The organism is Pantoea sp. Tr-811, from assembly GCF_011752535.1.
Classification (GTDB): Bacteria; Pseudomonadota; Gammaproteobacteria; order Pseudomonadales; family Pseudomonadaceae; genus Aquipseudomonas.
The window spans coordinates 556,038-570,822 of sequence record NZ_VWXJ01000001.1; the positions used below are offsets into that span (position 1 = coordinate 556,038).

Annotated in this window: 12 protein-coding genes; 8 read left to right on the forward strand and 4 right to left on the reverse strand. The window is 65.6% G+C overall.

Translation table 11 applies throughout. The features are described 5' to 3' along the window. Positions 1 to 42: 42 nt before the first annotated feature. The 5 genes from F3J44_RS02440 (at position 43) to F3J44_RS02460 (ending at position 6,094) form a co-directional block, all read left to right on the forward strand. The gene (locus F3J44_RS02440; protein ID WP_167270452.1) at positions 43 to 1,245 is read left to right on the forward strand and encodes a glycosyltransferase family 4 protein; all 1,203 of its coding nucleotides are present in this window, start codon (positions 43 to 45) and stop codon (positions 1,243 to 1,245) included. Continuing rightward, the gene (locus tag F3J44_RS02445; protein ID WP_167270454.1) at positions 1,242 to 2,429 is read left to right on the forward strand and encodes a glycosyltransferase family 2 protein; all 1,188 of its coding nucleotides are present in this window, start codon (positions 1,242 to 1,244) and stop codon (positions 2,427 to 2,429) included. Before F3J44_RS02440 ends, F3J44_RS02445 begins: the two co-directional genes overlap by 4 nt. Further along, positions 2,426 to 3,220: a WecB/TagA/CpsF family glycosyltransferase gene (locus tag F3J44_RS02450; protein ID WP_205299630.1), complete on the forward strand. Its 795-nt coding sequence runs from the start codon at positions 2,426 to 2,428 to the stop codon at positions 3,218 to 3,220. The genes F3J44_RS02445 and F3J44_RS02450 overlap by 4 nt, the downstream gene beginning before the upstream one ends. 160 nt (positions 3,221 to 3,380) lie before the next feature. After that, positions 3,381 to 4,802 (forward strand): undecaprenyl-phosphate glucose phosphotransferase, encoded by a 1,422-nt coding sequence (locus F3J44_RS02455; protein ID WP_167060973.1) that lies wholly within the window; start codon positions 3,381 to 3,383, stop codon positions 4,800 to 4,802. 77 nt (positions 4,803 to 4,879) lie between these two features. Then, on the forward strand, positions 4,880 to 6,094 hold the full coding sequence (locus F3J44_RS02460) for a YeeE/YedE family protein (RefSeq protein WP_167270456.1): 1,215 nt from the start codon (positions 4,880 to 4,882) through the stop codon (positions 6,092 to 6,094). Positions 6,095 to 6,184: 90 nt separating this feature from the next. Here F3J44_RS02460 and F3J44_RS02465 read toward each other — a convergent pair whose 3' ends face one another. Further along, the gene (locus F3J44_RS02465; RefSeq protein ID WP_167270458.1) at positions 6,185 to 6,514 is read right to left on the reverse strand and encodes a hypothetical protein; all 330 of its coding nucleotides are present in this window, start codon (positions 6,512 to 6,514) and stop codon (positions 6,185 to 6,187) included. A gap of 220 nt (positions 6,515 to 6,734) precedes the next feature. Continuing rightward, entirely contained in the window at positions 6,735 to 7,472 is a 738-nt protein-coding gene (locus F3J44_RS02470; RefSeq protein WP_167060976.1) for a GntR family transcriptional regulator, read from the reverse strand. Positions 7,473 to 7,589: 117 nt separating this feature from the next. On the opposite strand from F3J44_RS02470, the gene F3J44_RS02475 reads away from it, so the two are divergent. From F3J44_RS02475 to F3J44_RS02485, 3 genes are all read left to right on the forward strand, one after another. Beyond that, on the forward strand, positions 7,590 to 8,945 hold the full coding sequence (locus F3J44_RS02475) for an adenylosuccinate lyase family protein (protein WP_167270460.1): 1,356 nt from the start codon (positions 7,590 to 7,592) through the stop codon (positions 8,943 to 8,945). 69 nt (positions 8,946 to 9,014) lie between these two features. Further along, positions 9,015 to 10,316: a cation:dicarboxylate symporter family transporter gene (locus F3J44_RS02480; RefSeq protein WP_167270462.1), complete on the forward strand. Its 1,302-nt coding sequence runs from the start codon at positions 9,015 to 9,017 to the stop codon at positions 10,314 to 10,316. An 80-nt stretch (positions 10,317 to 10,396) separates the two neighbouring features. Beyond that, the gene (locus F3J44_RS02485; protein ID WP_167060980.1) at positions 10,397 to 11,146 is read left to right on the forward strand and encodes a FadR/GntR family transcriptional regulator; all 750 of its coding nucleotides are present in this window, start codon (positions 10,397 to 10,399) and stop codon (positions 11,144 to 11,146) included. 248 nt (positions 11,147 to 11,394) lie between these two features. Here the strand turns inward: F3J44_RS02485 and F3J44_RS02490 are convergent, their stop codons facing one another. Both F3J44_RS02490 and garD read right to left on the reverse strand, forming a co-directional pair. After that, a complete protein-coding gene (locus F3J44_RS02490) occupies positions 11,395 to 12,975 on the reverse strand; it encodes an aldehyde dehydrogenase (NADP(+)) (protein ID WP_167270464.1) in 1,581 nt (526 codons plus the stop codon). Between the two features lie 186 nt (positions 12,976 to 13,161). Next, positions 13,162 to 14,715 (reverse strand): galactarate dehydratase, encoded by a 1,554-nt coding sequence (gene garD / locus F3J44_RS02495; protein WP_167060984.1) that lies wholly within the window; start codon positions 14,713 to 14,715, stop codon positions 13,162 to 13,164. Positions 14,716 to 14,785: the final 70 nt, after the last annotated feature.

The following is a 14,785-nucleotide window of genomic DNA, read 5'->3' on the forward strand; positions in this document are numbered from 1 at the left end:
GCCGCCAGGCCCTCTCTCAAGCAAGCTTTGAATGGATTTCCAATGCGCATTGCTTACTTCATCAATCAGTACCCGAAAGTCAGCCACAGCTTCATCCGCCGCGAAATACTCGCCCTGGAACGCCAGGGCGTGGTGGTGCAACGCATCGCCTTGCGCGGCTGGGACGGCGAGTTGCAGGACAGCGAAGACCTTGCCGAGCGCGACAAGACCCAATACGTGCTGCAAGCCGGCATCAAGGGCCTGCTCACGCCGCTGTGGCAGCTGCTGCGCGCCCAGCCCCGGCGCTTTGGCGCGGCCTTGTGGCTGGCCATGCGCCTGGGCCTGCGGGCCGACCGGCCGTTGCCGTACCACCTGGTCTACCTGGCCGAGGCGTGCCAGGTGGTGCAGTGGTTGCAGGCGTTTGGCGCCGAACACGTGCATGCCCATTTCGGCACCAATTCCGCCGAGGTGGTGATGCTGGCCAACGCCCTGGGTGGCCCGGCCTTCAGCTTTACCGTGCATGGGCCTGAGGAGTTCGACAAGCCGCAATTCCTGCAGGTGGGCGAGAAGGTGCGGCGGGCCGCGTTCGTCGCGGCGGTAAGCTCCTACGGGCGCAGCCAGCTGTACCGCTGGGTGGACCACGAGCATTGGCCCAAGGTCAAGGTCGTGCATTGCGGCCTGGAGCGGGCCTTCCATGAGATCCCGGCGGTTGCCATTCCCTCGGCGCCACGGCTGGTGTGCGTGGGCAGGTTGTGCGAGCAGAAGGGCCAGTTGCTGCTGCTGGAGGCGGCGCGCAGGCTGGCCGTGCAAGGCATTGCCTTCGAGCTGGTGCTGGCCGGCGACGGCGAGATGCGCCCGCAGATCGAGGCCTTGGTCAGCCGCCATGGGCTGCAGGCCCAGGTGCGCATCACCGGCTGGATCAGCAGCGCCCAGGTGCGCGAGGAAATACTCGCGGCCCGCGCGCTGGTGCTGCCGAGCTTCGCTGAAGGCTTGCCGGTGGTGATCATGGAGGCCATGGCCCTGCGCCGCCCGGTATTGACCACCTATGTGGCGGGCATTCCCGAGCTGGTGCGGCCGAGCGAAAACGGCTGGCTGTTCCCCGCCGGAGCGGTGGACGAGCTGGCGGCCGCCATGGCCGACTGCCTGGCGCAGCCGCTGGAGGTGCTGCAACGCATGGGCGAGGCGGCCCGCCAGCGGGTGCTGGAACGCCACGATATCGACACCGAAGCGGCCAAGCTGGCGCGCTACTTCGAGGCTTGCGCATGATTACGCTCCTGGCTTGGCTATTGACCGCGCTGGCCCTGCTGATGCTGGTGCCGGTGCTGGTGCTGTTCACCGAGGTGCTGCTGGCCTGCCTGGCCGCACGCCCCTTGCCTGTGCCGCGTGGGCCACGCCCGCGCCTGGCGGTGCTGGTGCCGGCGCACAATGAAGCGACGGTGCTCGGCGCGACGCTGGCCAGCATCCAGGAGCAATTGGGGGAGGGCGACCAACTGCTTGTGGTGGCCGACAACTGCAGCGACGACACCGCTGCCCTGGCCCGCGCGGCGGGCGCCCAGGTCACCGAACGCCAGCACGCTGAACTGCGCGGCAAGGGCTATGCGTTGGACCATGGCGTTCGGCACCTGGCCGCTTCACCGCCGCAGGTGGTGGTTATCATCGATGCCGATTGCAAGCTTACCGCAGGCTCGCTCGATCACCTGGCGCACCTGTGCGTTGCCACCGCGCGCCCGGTGCAGGCCCTGGACCTGATGCGTGCGCCAGCCGGCGCCGGGCTGAAAATCCAGGTGGCCGAGTTTGCCTGGCGCATGAAGAACCTGGTGCGGCCACGGGGTATGGCGCGCGCCGGGTTGCCCTGCCAGCTGATGGGGACGGGCATGGCGTTTCGCTGGGAAGAGCTGGCCACGGCCAACCTGGCCACCGGGCACCTGGCCGAAGACCTCAAGCTGGGCCTGGAGTTCTGCCGCCAAGGCAAGCCGCCACTGTTCTGCCCAGAGGCTGAGGTGACCAGCCTGTTTCCGCTTAACCCCGAAGGCCTGAGCAACCAGCGCACCCGATGGGAACATGGCCACCTGGGGGTGCTGGTCAGCGACGGGCCGAAACTGCTCGGCAGTGCCCTGGCGCGGCGCCAGCTGCCGCTGCTGGCCATGGCGCTCGATTTGCTGGTGCCACCGCTGGCGCTGCTGACCCTGGCGCTGTCGGCGCTGTTCGTGGTGGCCTGGCTGGCCGGCCTGTGGCTGGGTGTGTGGGGCGCGGCGGTGCTGGCCAGTATTGGCATGGCCTTGCTGGTGGCTGCGGTGCTGCTGGCCTGGGGGCGTTTCTCCCGGGAAGTGATCCCGTTCTCGGTGCTGATCTATGCACCGTTGTATGCGGCCAAGAAAATTCCCCTGTACCTGGGCTTCCTGATCCGCCGCCAGGTGCAGTGGGTGCGTTCCAAGCGGGATGACCAATGATGGCAGAGCAAACCTGGCAGGCCCGCTGGCACAGCGTGATCGGCAACATGCATGTGGTCAGTGACCCGGCCGAGGAGCAGCGCCTGCTGGCGCTGCTCGGCGCGCCCAAGCAAGCGACGGTGCTGGCGTTCGTCAATGCCCATGGCTTCAACATGGCCACCGGGCATGCGGCCTTCAGCCATACCCTGGCAAACGCCGACTTGCTGCTGCGCGATGGTTCGGGGGTGGCGATTCTGTGTCGGCGCCTGGGGCTCGACCCAGGGCTGAACATGAACGGCACCGATTTCATTCCGCGCCTGCTGGCAGCCTACAAAGGCCGGCGCGTGGCGTTCTGGGGCACACGCGAGCCGGTGCTTGGCGAAGCTGCCCGGCGTTGCGAGGCGCTGTACGGTGTTGCGCCGGTGTCGGTGCACGACGGCTTTGCCGAGGTTGACCGCTACGTGGCGCTGGCCCAGGCCGTACAACCGGAACTGATCGTGCTGGGCATGGGCATGCCCAAGCAGGAAGCCGTGGCCGCGCGGCTGCAGGCAACGACCGGGCCGTGCCTGATCGTCTGCGGTGGGGCGGTGCTGGATTTTCTCGGCGGCAAAGTGAGCCGGGCGCCGCGCTGGCTACGGCGCCTGGGCGGCGAATGGGCCTACCGCTTGTTGAAGGAGCCGCGGCGGTTGTTCATGCGTTATGTGGTGGGCAACCCGCTGTTTCTGCTGCGCACCTGGCGACTGGGACGCGCCGCTGGCCAAACCGCCAGTAATACGTCGCAGGGCGGGCGACAGAAACAGCGGCAGCGCTAAATTACGCCGCCGTGCTGACTCATGGCTGCTACAGTGATATCAACGCCGCGAGGGCATGAACAGGCCCGGGCCTTGTTGAGCTTAGTGTGAAAAGTGTGTGAGTTAATTGTTCCAGCCAGGTGAAAAACAATTGCTGCGCTAACTTTGATGAGGCCTGACAATGGTGTTCGAACCCAGAAGCAGTCGTTCCTTACTTCAGCGCCGGAGCAGCGTCAGCAACGCCATCCAGGCCGGCCTCGACGGCATCGCGGTGACCGGTGTGGCCTGGTACCTGATCTACGACCAGATCGGCTACATCACCTCCGACTACGTCATCATGCTGCTGCTGTTGATCGGCGCCCTGGCGGTGATCTACGACCATTACGCGATCTACCGGACCAACGTGGGGCTCTCGATCAAGGCGTTCCGGCTGTTCAAGGCGTGGTCGGCGACGTTCTGCTTCCTGGTGGTGCTGGCGTTCCTGACCAAGCAGAGCGAAACCTATTCGCGGATGGTGGTCGGGCAGTTATTTATATTTGGTTACATTGCCCAGTTGTTTCTGCACTTCGCCGTGCGTGAAGTACAGAAGCGTTTTACCGCCCATGCCCGGCTGGACAATGCGCTGATTATCGGGGAAGGCGACCTGGCCAACTTTCTGTATCAGAAGATCAGTAATAACCCGTGGTTTGGCGAGCGCGTAGTCGGTTGTGTCAGCCTCGATGAAGTTCCCGGTTCGGAACAGGAAAGTGCAGACGGTAAAACGCATTTGGCCATATTGGGTTCTATTAAGAAGTTGGACGAAATTGTCGCGCAACATGCCATTCGCACGGTCTACCTGGTGACCCCACTGGGCGGCTCTGAGCTGATCAACGATGTCTACCTGAAGCTGCTCGACAAGTGCATTGCGGTGAACTGGGTGCCGGACATCTTCTCGCTGCGCCTGATCAACCACAGTGTGCGGGAAATTGCCGGGATTCCGGTACTGACCCTGTCGGAAACGCCGCTGACCGGCATGAGCCTGTTCCTCAAGAACCTCGAAGACCGGGTGCTGGCGGCGCTGATCGTATTGTGCGCGTCACCGGTGTTGCTGGCCGTTGCCCTGGCCATCAAGCTCGACAGCCCGGGGCCAGTGTTCTTTCGCCAGGAGCGTACTGGCTGGACGGGCGAATCGTTCCGCATCTGGAAGTTCAGAAGCATGCATGTTCATCAGCCGGAAAACGGCGTGGTCAAGCAGGCCGAGAAGAACGACCCGCGCTTGACCAAGGTTGGCGCCTTCATTCGCCGCACCAGCCTGGATGAACTGCCGCAGCTGTTCAATGTGCTGACCGGGGAAATGTCCCTGGTCGGCCCACGCCCGCATGCACTGCAACATGACTCGTTGTACTCCCAGGACATCGTCGAGTACTTCGCCCGCCACAACATCAAGCCGGGCATGACCGGCCTTGCCCAGGTGCGCGGGTTCAGGGGTGAAACCAAGTCGGTTGCGCAGATGATCCAGCGGGTCGATTCGGACATCGAGTACATCAACAACTGGTCGTTGTGGCTCGACTTCGTGATCCTGGTGCGAACGCTCAATGCCTTTACCGGCAAGCAGGCTTATTGAAGCTAGGCCTGCGTGCAGCATGATGCCTGGCGCAGGGGTATACTCGGGGCCCGTTTCACTGTAATCCGAGTATTCCGATGGGTCTTTCCGTTACCGCCACACCCGAACCGCGCCGCCTCGGCGCGCCGTTGATCGCCCTGGCCCTGTTGCTGGCCGGGGCCTGGTTCCTCAACCTCAATGCCGGCTTCAAGCAGATGTTGCTGCTGATCGTCGGCGCCGCCCTGGGCCTGACCCTGTACCACGCCGCCTTCGGCTTTACCTCGGCCTGGCGTGTGTTCATCAACGAACGCCGGGGCGCGGGCCTGCGCGCGCAGATGGTCATGCTGACCCTGGCCGTGCTGCTGTTCTTCCCGGCGTTGTCGGCGGGCAGCCTGTTCGGCACGCCGGTCACCGGGCTGGTCGCACCTGCCGGTGTGTCGGTGGTGTTCGGCGCCTTCATCTTCGGCATTGGCATGCAACTGGGCGGCGGCTGCGCGTCGGGCACGCTGTTCACGGTGGGTGGCGGTAATGCGCGGATGCTGGTGACCTTGCTGTTCTTCATCATTGGCTCGGTGACGGCCACCCATCACGCCGACTGGTGGTTTGCCTTGCCGTCGTTCCCGGCGACGTCGATCGTCCAGGCCTGGGGCGTGGCCCCGGCGTTGCTGGCGAGCGTTGCGCTGTTCGCGGTCATCGCCTGGGCCAGCGTGGTGCTGGAAAAGCGCCGCCATGGCACCCTGGAGGCTCCCGTGAGCAGCGAGCACCAAGGCCTGCGCCGTTTCCTGCGTGGCCCGTGGCCGCTGCTGTGGGGCGCCATTGCCCTGGCCCTGCTGAACTACGCCACCTTGGCCCTGGCGGGGCGCCCGTGGGGCATCACCTCGGCATTTGCCCTGTGGGGAGCCAAGACCCTGGCCAGCTTCGGCGTGGACGTGGGCAGCTGGGTGTTCTGGCAAGCCCCGGCCAACGCCAAGGCCCTGGCCGCTCCGCTGTGGCAGGACATTACCACGGTGATGGACCTGGGCATCGTTCTCGGTGCGTTGCTGGCAGCGGGCCTGGCCGGGCGCTTCGCACCCAGCCTGAAAATTCCGCTGCCGTCGCTGATTGCCGCGGTGATCGGTGGTCTGCTGCTGGGGTATGGCTCGCGCCTGGCCTACGGTTGCAACATCGGCGCCTACTTCAGCGGCATCGCCTCGGGCAGCCTGCATGGCTGGCTGTGGCTGGTGGCGGCGTATGGCGGCAACCTGATCGGCGTGCGCCTGCGCCCGCTGTTCTTTGCCGGTGAACGCCGGGCTGCGACGCTCAGCGGCTGCTGACAGCCGGGTGGCTTGAGCTGGGAGAAAGCTCAAGTGATATCTTAAATAAGTTAGATCACATATGTGATCTAACTTATTGTTCTGTATGGATTATTTTTTCGCAATGGCATGCTGAACGCACTGCTCGTAGTACGTCTGCTTGATCGCCGCAGGCTGCAGCCGCGAGCGGCTGTTGTAGGTTTGCTCGGTGATGCCGAAGGCGGTCATGCGCATCCACGGCTTGGGGAAGCGCCGCACTTGCAGCTTCTTGCGGGTGGCGTACAGGGTGACCCCGGAAAGCTTGGCGTGCTGGGCCTCGGCGGCGATCTGCGAGCCCCAGCCACAGACGTTGCGGTCGTTCTGGTCCAGTGCCCGAGCCTGGGCGGCGAAGGCGACGGTGGCAAGCAGGCAGCCGGCCATCGCTGCTAGAAATGTTCGCATGTTGCTGTCCTAAGCATCTGAAGATGAACGAAGTTTGCCCGCGCTTCGCAGGCCTGGGGGCCAGTATCTTGCTGGCATTGTTACCCCGAGCGATAACGCAACCTTGGTAGGAGCGAGCGTAGCTCGCGATGCGATCTCACAGACGGGCCCATACCTCAAGGCATGTGGCGCCTGGTAGATCGCATCGCGAGCTACGCTCGCTCCTACCACCGTTTTCGGGTCAGGCGGGGGCTTTGTCCCGGCGCATCTGGGTTACCAGGGTGAAGCGGTCATCCGGGTGCACCGTCTCGGACACGGCCATCAACTCGCCGCTGTCGTCGCGGTAATGACGCAGAATCTTCAACCCAGGCGAACCTGCCTCGGCCTTCAACACACGCGCCAACTCCACCGGCAGCAACACCGCCCGTACCTGCTGGTCGACCACGGCAATGGCGCGCCCGTAATGCTGCTCGATCAGGCTGGCGATCAATTGGCCCGGCTGCGCGCGGGCGAGGTCGATGACCTCGGCGTAGTCACGCTGGGCGTAGACATCCGTCCAGCACAGCGGGGCGGCATTGTGCTGGCGGTCGACCCGGATGCTCGACACGCAGAAGTAATGCTCGCCCGGCACCAGCCCCAGGCGCGCCGCCTCGCCCAGGTCGGCCACGAAATGGCGCACGTCCTGAATTTCCCGCTGCTGGGTTTCCGCCAGGTGGGCAAGGTCCGCCACCGTTGCCAGCGACTGGGAGTAGCCACCCCGTGGGCTGCTGGCCTCGACCCGCGTACCGACCCGCTTGCGGCGTGACACCAGGCCCTGGTTGAGCAGCTGGTTGATGGCCGCCCGCACCGTGTGGCGGCTCACGTCGTACAAATCGCACAGCTCGAACTCGGTAGGCAGCAGGCTGCCCACGGGGTAACGGCCACTGGCGATGCCTTCCATCAAGTCCTTGGCCACCACGGCGTATCGCGTTTCGTTCATGCCTTCGGTCTGTCCCGTCAAATGCACCGGTTGACAGTGTATCAGCGCTGGGGCAAGAATTATGTACGGACATATAAAATATGTACGCTCAATAACAACATTTCAGGATGGCCGCCCATGTCCACCACCGTTTTCGACTCCACCCTGTTCCGCGACATGTTCGGCACCGCCGAAATGCGTGCGGTGTTCTCTGACCAGGCGCTGATCGAGCGCTATATCGAAGTTGAAGTGGCCCTGGCCAGGGCCGAGGCCCGCTGCGGGGTGATTCCGGCCGAGGCTGCGGCGCAGATTGCCGAGCTGTCGCGCTACGACGCGCTGGACCTGGCGCTGATGCAGCACGAAACCGAGATCGTCGGCTACCCGATCCTGCCGCTGGTCGAGCAGCTGTCCAAGCTGTGCGGCGAGGCTGGCCGCTACGTGCACTGGGGGGCTACCACCCAGGACATCATGGACACCGCCGTGGTGCTGCAGGTGCGCGCCGCCCTGGCCATCGTCGAGCGCGACGTGCAGGCCGTGCGTGGCCTGCTGGCCGAACTGGCGCAGCGCTACCGCGACACGCCGATGGCCGGCCGTACCCACCTGCAGCACGCGCTGCCAATCACCTTCGGCTACAAGTGCGCGGTGTGGCTGAGCATGTTCGACCGCCACGCCGAGCGCCTGGTCGAGTTGCGCCCGCGGGTGGAAGTGGGGCAGTTCGCCGGGGCCGCCGGCACCCTGGCATCACTGGGTGACAAGGGCCTGGAGGTGCAGGCGGCGTTGATGGCCGAACTGGGCCTGGGCGTACCCCAGGCGACCTGGCACGTGGCCCGTGACGGCCTGGCCGAAACCCTGAATTTCCTGGGTCTGGTCAGCGCCTCGCTGGGCAAGGTGGCGCTGGACATCATGATGATGATGACCAGCGAGCTGGGCGAAGCCTACGAGCCATTCGTCAAGGGCCGTGGTGCCAGCAGCACCATGCCGCAGAAGCGCAACCCGATCTCCTGCGAGCTGATGTATGCCGCTGCCAAGGGCGTGCGCCAGCAAGCCGGGCTGATGCTCGATGCGATGATCCAGGACTTCGAGCGCTCCACTGGCCCCTGGCAGGCAGAGTGGATCGCCATTCCCGAGGCCTTCGCCCTCACTGCCGCCTCGCTGGGCCAGGCGCGCTTCATGCTCGCCGGGCTGGACGTGCGCACCGAGCGCATGCGCAAGAACCTCGACATGACCCAGGGCCTGATCGTTGCCGAGGCGGTGATGATGGGCCTGGCACCGGCCTTGGGCCGTCAGGTGGCCCACGACGTGGTTTACGCCGCCTGCCGCGTGGCCAACGACCAGGGCATCAGCCTGCTCGAAGCGCTGCAGGCCCAGGGTGAAGCCACCGCAAGCCTGGACCTGGCCACCCTCCAGGGGTTGTGCGACCCGGCCAACTACCTGGGCATGGCGCCGCAGATGGTCGACCTGGCCCTGGCCCGCCCGGGCGCCGTCGCCCGCTGATGTGCACCGCGGCCCGGCGAATGGCCGGGCCACGGCGTGTTTTTCTACAAGAACAATGAGAATGCAGCCATGTCTTCCACGTTGAAAAAACCGCTCTACAAGGACCTGACCTTCCAGGTTGTGGCGGCGATGCTGCTGGGCATCGCCTTTGGTTTCATCGCCCCCGAGCTCGCTGCCACGTTCAAGGTGCTCGGGGATATCTTTCTCAAGCTGATCAAGACGGCCGTTGCGCCGCTGGTGTTCTTCACCGTGGTGCACGGCATTGCCTCGGCCGGTGACATCAAGCGGGTGGGCAAGGTTGGTTGGCGTGCCCTGGTGTACTTCGAGGTGCTGTCGACCCTGGCCCTGGCCATTGGCCTGCTGTGGGGCAACCTGATCGGCATCGGCTCGGGCATGCACGGTGCCCACGCCAGCAGCGCCGCCTCGGCAGCGGCATCGGCTGCGGTTGCCAAGGGCCATGCGCCGACGTCGACCATGGACTTCATCTACGGCATCTTCCCGGACAATTTCGTCGGCGCCTTCGCGGGTGGCCAGCTGTTGCAGGTGCTGGTGATTGCCGTGCTGTTCGGCTTCGCCTTGCTGGCGTTGAAGCAGGAACGCCGGGAGGTGATCGAGGACGGCCTCAACCGTGTTTCGGAATGCTTCTTCGAGTTCATCAACCTGATCATGAAGTTCGCCCCGCTGGGCGCCTTCGGTTCGGTGGCCTATGCCGTGGGCAGCAACGGCTCGGCGGTGCTGATGTCGCTGGCCAACCTGGTGCTGATGTTCTACGTGGCGGTGGCGTTCTTCCTGTTCGTGGTGCTGGGCGCGGTGTGCCGCCTGTCGGGCTTCAGCTTCCTGCGCTTTCTGGCGTACATCAAGGACGAGATATTCATCGTGCTGGGCACGGCGTCGTCGGAAAGCGCCTTGCCGCGCCTGCTGCAGAAGCTGGAGCGGTTCGGCTGCTCGAAGCAGAGCGTGGGGCTGGTGCTGCCAACCGGTTATGCCTTCAACCTCGATGGCACGTCGCTGTACATGTCGCTGAGTGTGCTGTTCATTGCCAATGCCTACGGCGTGCCGTTGGGTTGGGAGCAGCAGTTGGGCATCCTGGCCATCATGCTGGTGACTTCCAAGGGCGCTGCGGCGGTGTCGGGCGGCAGTTTCGTGGTGTTCGCCGCCACCGTCACGGCCATTGGCGTGCTGCCGGTGGAGGGCCTGGCATTGCTGTTTGGCGTGTACCGGTTCATGTCCATGGCCATGGCTGCGTGCAACACCATCGGCAACAGCGTGGCCACTGTGGTGGTGGCCAAGTGGGCAGGGGAGTTCACCGAGCAGCATGCACGTGACGAATACGCCCGGGTGCTGGGGCGTGCGCCGACGGCGGCTTTGTAATAAATAGCGCGCCGGGTGTATGTGATCGTACAACTGCTTGCGCTATCATGACGGCTGTCTTTCAAGGTGAAACACAGGGCATGACAGAGCAGCAGGTACAGGCAAAGACCCGGCGCAAGCCACGCAGTCTGGCCCAGGAACTGGTCACGGTATTGACCGAGCGGATTCGCAGCGGCCAGCTCAAGCGCGGCGACAAACTGCCGACCGAGTCGCAGATCATGGCCGAGGAGGGCGTCAGCCGCACCGTGGTGCGTGAGGCGATCTCGCGGCTGCAGGCTGCCGGGCAGGTCGAGACGCGCCATGGCATCGGCACCTTCGTGCTCGACGCCCCGGCAACCGGGGGGTTCCGTATCGACCCGGCCACGGTGGTGACGCTGCGCGAAGTGCTGGCGGTGCTGGAGCTGCGCATTGCCTTGGAGATCGAGTCGGCAGGCCTTGCCGCGCAGCGGCGCAGTGACGAGGAGCTGGCGGGCATGCGTGCCGCGCTCGATGAGCTCAACGAAGGGGCCGCCCATGCCCTGGATGCGGTGTCGGCGGATTTTCAGTTCCACCTGCGCATCGCCCAGGCCAGCGGCAACCATTACTTCGCCGATATCATCAACCACCTGGGCACCAGCATCATTCCGCGTACCCGGTTGAATTCGGCGCGCCTGGCCCATGATGACCAGGCGCATTACATGAGCCGGCTGATGCACGAGCACGAGGCCATCTACGAAGCCATTGCCCGGCGCGACAGCGAAGGGGCGAAGATGGCCATGCGCATGCACCTGAGCAACAGCCGCGAGCGTCTGCGCCAGGCCCATGAAGAGGCCGAGGCGCTGGGGGCCTGAGGCCTGTGTAGGCAGGGCTGGCCCTTTACCGTTTCACCCGTTGCCGATGGCCTGGTAGGAGCGAGCGTAGCTCGCGATGGGCTGCAAGGCAGCCCCAGCATCATGTGCCGCGAAGCTGAAACCCCTGGGTCCGCTGCGCGGCCCTTCGCGAGCTACGCTCGCTCCTACCAGGTTGGTGTAACCGCCGTAGGCACAAGCTGCACCAAAGAAAAGCCCCGCAGATGCGGGGCTTTGTTGTTTCAGGGCAATCAGACCGTCCCTTCGCTCCACTGCCCGTTGACCAGGCGGCGCAGGCCCAGTGGGTTGCTGTCACGCAGTGCCTCGGGCAACAGCGCCTGCGGGTAGTTCTGGTAGCACACCGGGCGCAGGAAACGGTCGATGGCCAGGGTGCCGACCGAGGTGCCACGGGCATCGGAGGTGGCTGGATACGGCCCGCCGTGAACCATGGCGTCACACACTTCCACACCGGTCGGGTAGCCATTGACCAGAATCCGGCCGACTTTCTCTTCCAGCAACGGCACCAGCCAGGCGAAGGCCTGGAAGTCCTCTGGCTCGCCAATCAGCGTGGCCGTCAGCTGGCCGCGCAGGCCGAGCAGGGCGGCGCGCAGTTGTGCGGTGTCTGCCACTTCCACGGCAACGGTAGTCGGGCCGAACACTTCTTCCTGCAACAGCGGGTCGGCGTCTACCAGCAGCCGGGCGTCGGCCTTGAACAGCTGGGCGCGGGCCTGGCTGCCTTGCTGGGCCTGGCCGGCCAGGTGCTCGATGCCCGCATGGGCGTGCAGGTGCTCAAGCCCACCCACGTAGCTGCGCAGGCCGCCCGCGTTGAGCAGGGTTTGGCCGGCTTGCTGGTCCAGGTGCTGGCCGAGGTCGGCGAGCAGTTGGCTGAACGATGCTGACTGCAGGCCGATGACCAGGCCCGGGTTGGTACAGAATTGCCCGGCACCCAGGCACACGGAACCGGCCAGTTCGCGGGCAATGGCTTCGCCACGCTTGGCCAGGGCGCCCGGCAGGATGATTACCGGGTTGATGCTGGACATCTCGGCGAACACCGGGATCGGCTGTGGCCGCTCGGCGGCCATGCGGCACAGGGCGTCGCCGCCCTTGAGCGAACCGGTGAAGCCAACGGCCTGGATGGCCGGGTGCTTGACCAGCGGCTCGCCCACGCCACCGCCGAACACCATGTTGAACACGCCCTTGGGCATGCCGGTGCGCTCGGCAGCGCGAACGATGGCGCAACCGACCAGGTCGGCGGTGGCCATGTGGCCGCTGTGCGCCTTGAACACCACCGGGCAGCCAGCGGCCAGGGCGGCAGCGGTGTCGCCACCGGCGGTGGAGAAGGCCAGCGGGAAATTGCTGGCGCCGAACACGGCCACCGGGCCAACGCCGATGCGCATCTGGCGCAGGTCGACGCGCGGCAGCGGCTGGCGTTCGGGCAGGGCCAGGTCGATGCGTGCGCCGAGGAAGTCACCCCGGCGCAGCACCTGGGCGAACAGGCGCATCTGGCCGCTGGTGCGGCCACGCTCGCCCTGGATGCGTGCGGCGGGCAGGGCGGTTTCACGGCAGACGATGGCGACGAAGGCGTCGTCCAGTTCGTCCAGTTCGGCGGCAATGGCGTCGAGGAATTCGGCGCGCCGCGCCGGGGCCAGTTGGCGGAACTCGGCGAAGGCGGCGGCGGCGGCCTTGGCGGCCTGGTCCACTTCGGCCTCGGTGGCCTGGGCGAAGCTGTAGGGCAGGGCCTCGCCGGTGCTGGCGTCCAGGCTCTGCAGGCGCTGTGGGCCGGCGGCGCTGCGCTGGCCGGCGATGAAGTTGTGGCCGAGGATCTCAGGCATGGGGTGCTCCTGTAGAGAGGGGTGAATAAAAAAGTGATCCGGCCGGCTCGATTGGCCCCTGTAGGAGCGGCCTTGTGCCGCGAAGCAGGCGACGCGGTGCATGGCACCGGCTTTGCCGGTGTTCGCGGGCAAGCCCGCTCCTACAGGGAGTTGCCATGGGCGTGAAGATCGAGCTGGCCTTGGTCATCAGGTAATCGGTGCCGGGTTGAACAGGGTGATGTCGTTGTGCAGGCGGTGCCGTTCGGCCCAGGTCTGCTTGCGGCCGCTGGCCACGTCCAGGTAGTAGTGGAACAGCTCCCAGCCCAGCTCCTCGATGCTCGAACGGCCACTGGCGATGCGCCCGGCGTCGATGTCGATCAGGTCGGGCCAGCGCTGGGCCAGTTCGCTGCGGGTGCACACCTTGACCACCGGGGCCATGGCCAGGCCATAGGGGGTGCCGCGGCCAGTGGTGAACACATGCAGGTTCATGCCGGCGGCCAGTTGCAGCGTGCCGCAGACGAAGTCGCTGGCCGGGGTGGCGCAGAAGATCAGGCCCTTGCGGTCGACCCGCTCGCCAGGCCCGAGCACGCCCTGGATGGCGCCACTGCCGGACTTGACGATCGAGCCCAGGGACTTCTCGACGATATTGGACAACCCGCCTTTCTTGTTGCCAGGCGTGGTGTTGGCGCTACGGTCGGCGGCGCCTTGCTGCAGGTAGCGGTCGTACCAGTCCATCTCGCGCACCAGGGCGCCTGCCACGTCCTGGTTTTCGGCGCGGGAGGTGAGCATGTAGATGGCGTCGCGCACCTCGGTCACTTCCGAGAACAACACGGTGGCGCCGGCGCGCACCAGCAGGTCGGCGGCATAGCCCAGCGCCGGGTTGGCGGTGATGCCGGAGAAGGCGTCGCTGCCACCGCACTGCATGCCCAGGATCAGTTCGCTGGCCGGCACCGTTTCGCGGCGGCGCTGGTTGAGTTTCTTCAGGCGTGTATCGGCCAGGCCCATGATCTGCTCGATCATTTCGGCAAAGCCCAGGCTTGCGTCCTGCAGGCGGTACAGCCAGGGTTCGCTGAGGTCCACCGAGGGGTCGCCTTCGTGCATCACCTGGCCGGCCTGGAGTTTTTCGCAGCCCAGGCTGATCACCAGCGCTTCGCCACCGAGGTTCGGGTTGCGCGCCAGGTTGCGTACGGTACGGATCGGGATATAGGCGTCACGGGCGTTGATCGCCACGCCGCAACCGTAGCTGTGGGTGAGGGCGACCACGTCGTCGACGTTGGGGTATTGGGGCAGCAGTTCGCTGCGGATGCGCTTGACCGCATGCTCCAGCACGCCGGTTACGCATTGCACGGTGGTGGTGATGCCAAGGATGTTGCGCGTGCCGACGGTGCCATCGGCGTTGCGGTAGCCTTCGAAGGTGAAGCCCTCCAGCGGCGGCAGGGGGGCTGGCACTGCGTCGCAGCGTGGCAGGCTGTCCAGCTCCGGGGCGGCTGGCATGGCCAGTTGGGTTTCCTGCACCCAGCTGCCCTGGCGCAGGTTTTCGAGTGCGTAACCGATGATCTGCCCATAGCGGCGCACGGGCTCGCCCTTGGCAATCGCAACGGTGGCCACCTTGTGGCTTTGCGGCACGCCTTCGACCAAGGTCAGGCCGTCGGCGAAGCGGGCGCCTTCGCCCAGGCCGCCGTCGTTGACCACCACCACGACATTGTCGTCATCGTGCAGGCGGACGTAGCGGGGCGAGTCGGAATGTTCGATCAACTGCATGGTTTGGCCCTACTTGTCAGGTTCTCAGGCTTTTTGTACATCCGCCCGCGCAGGCTGTGGCCCGCGCGGG

Coding starts and splice junctions, on each gene's coding strand:
- F3J44_RS02440 (WP_167270452.1), top strand. CDS start 43: ATGCGCATTGCTTACTTCATCAATCAGTACCCGAAAGTCAGCCACAGC.
- F3J44_RS02445 (WP_167270454.1), top strand. CDS start 1,242: ATGATTACGCTCCTGGCTTGGCTATTGACCGCGCTGGCCCTGCTGATG.
- F3J44_RS02450 (WP_205299630.1), top strand. CDS start 2,426: ATGATGGCAGAGCAAACCTGGCAGGCCCGCTGGCACAGCGTGATCGGC.
- F3J44_RS02455 (WP_167060973.1), top strand. CDS start 3,381: ATGGTGTTCGAACCCAGAAGCAGTCGTTCCTTACTTCAGCGCCGGAGC.
- F3J44_RS02460 (WP_167270456.1), top strand. CDS start 4,880: ATGGGTCTTTCCGTTACCGCCACACCCGAACCGCGCCGCCTCGGCGCG.
- F3J44_RS02465 (WP_167270458.1), bottom strand. CDS start 6,514: ATGCGAACATTTCTAGCAGCGATGGCCGGCTGCCTGCTTGCCACCGTC.
- F3J44_RS02470 (WP_167060976.1), bottom strand. CDS start 7,472: ATGAACGAAACGCGATACGCCGTGGTGGCCAAGGACTTGATGGAAGGC.
- F3J44_RS02475 (WP_167270460.1), top strand. CDS start 7,590: ATGTCCACCACCGTTTTCGACTCCACCCTGTTCCGCGACATGTTCGGC.
- F3J44_RS02480 (WP_167270462.1), top strand. CDS start 9,015: ATGTCTTCCACGTTGAAAAAACCGCTCTACAAGGACCTGACCTTCCAG.
- F3J44_RS02485 (WP_167060980.1), top strand. CDS start 10,397: ATGACAGAGCAGCAGGTACAGGCAAAGACCCGGCGCAAGCCACGCAGT.
- F3J44_RS02490 (WP_167270464.1), bottom strand. CDS start 12,975: ATGCCTGAGATCCTCGGCCACAACTTCATCGCCGGCCAGCGCAGCGCC.
- garD (WP_167060984.1), bottom strand. CDS start 14,715: ATGCAGTTGATCGAACATTCCGACTCGCCCCGCTACGTCCGCCTGCAC.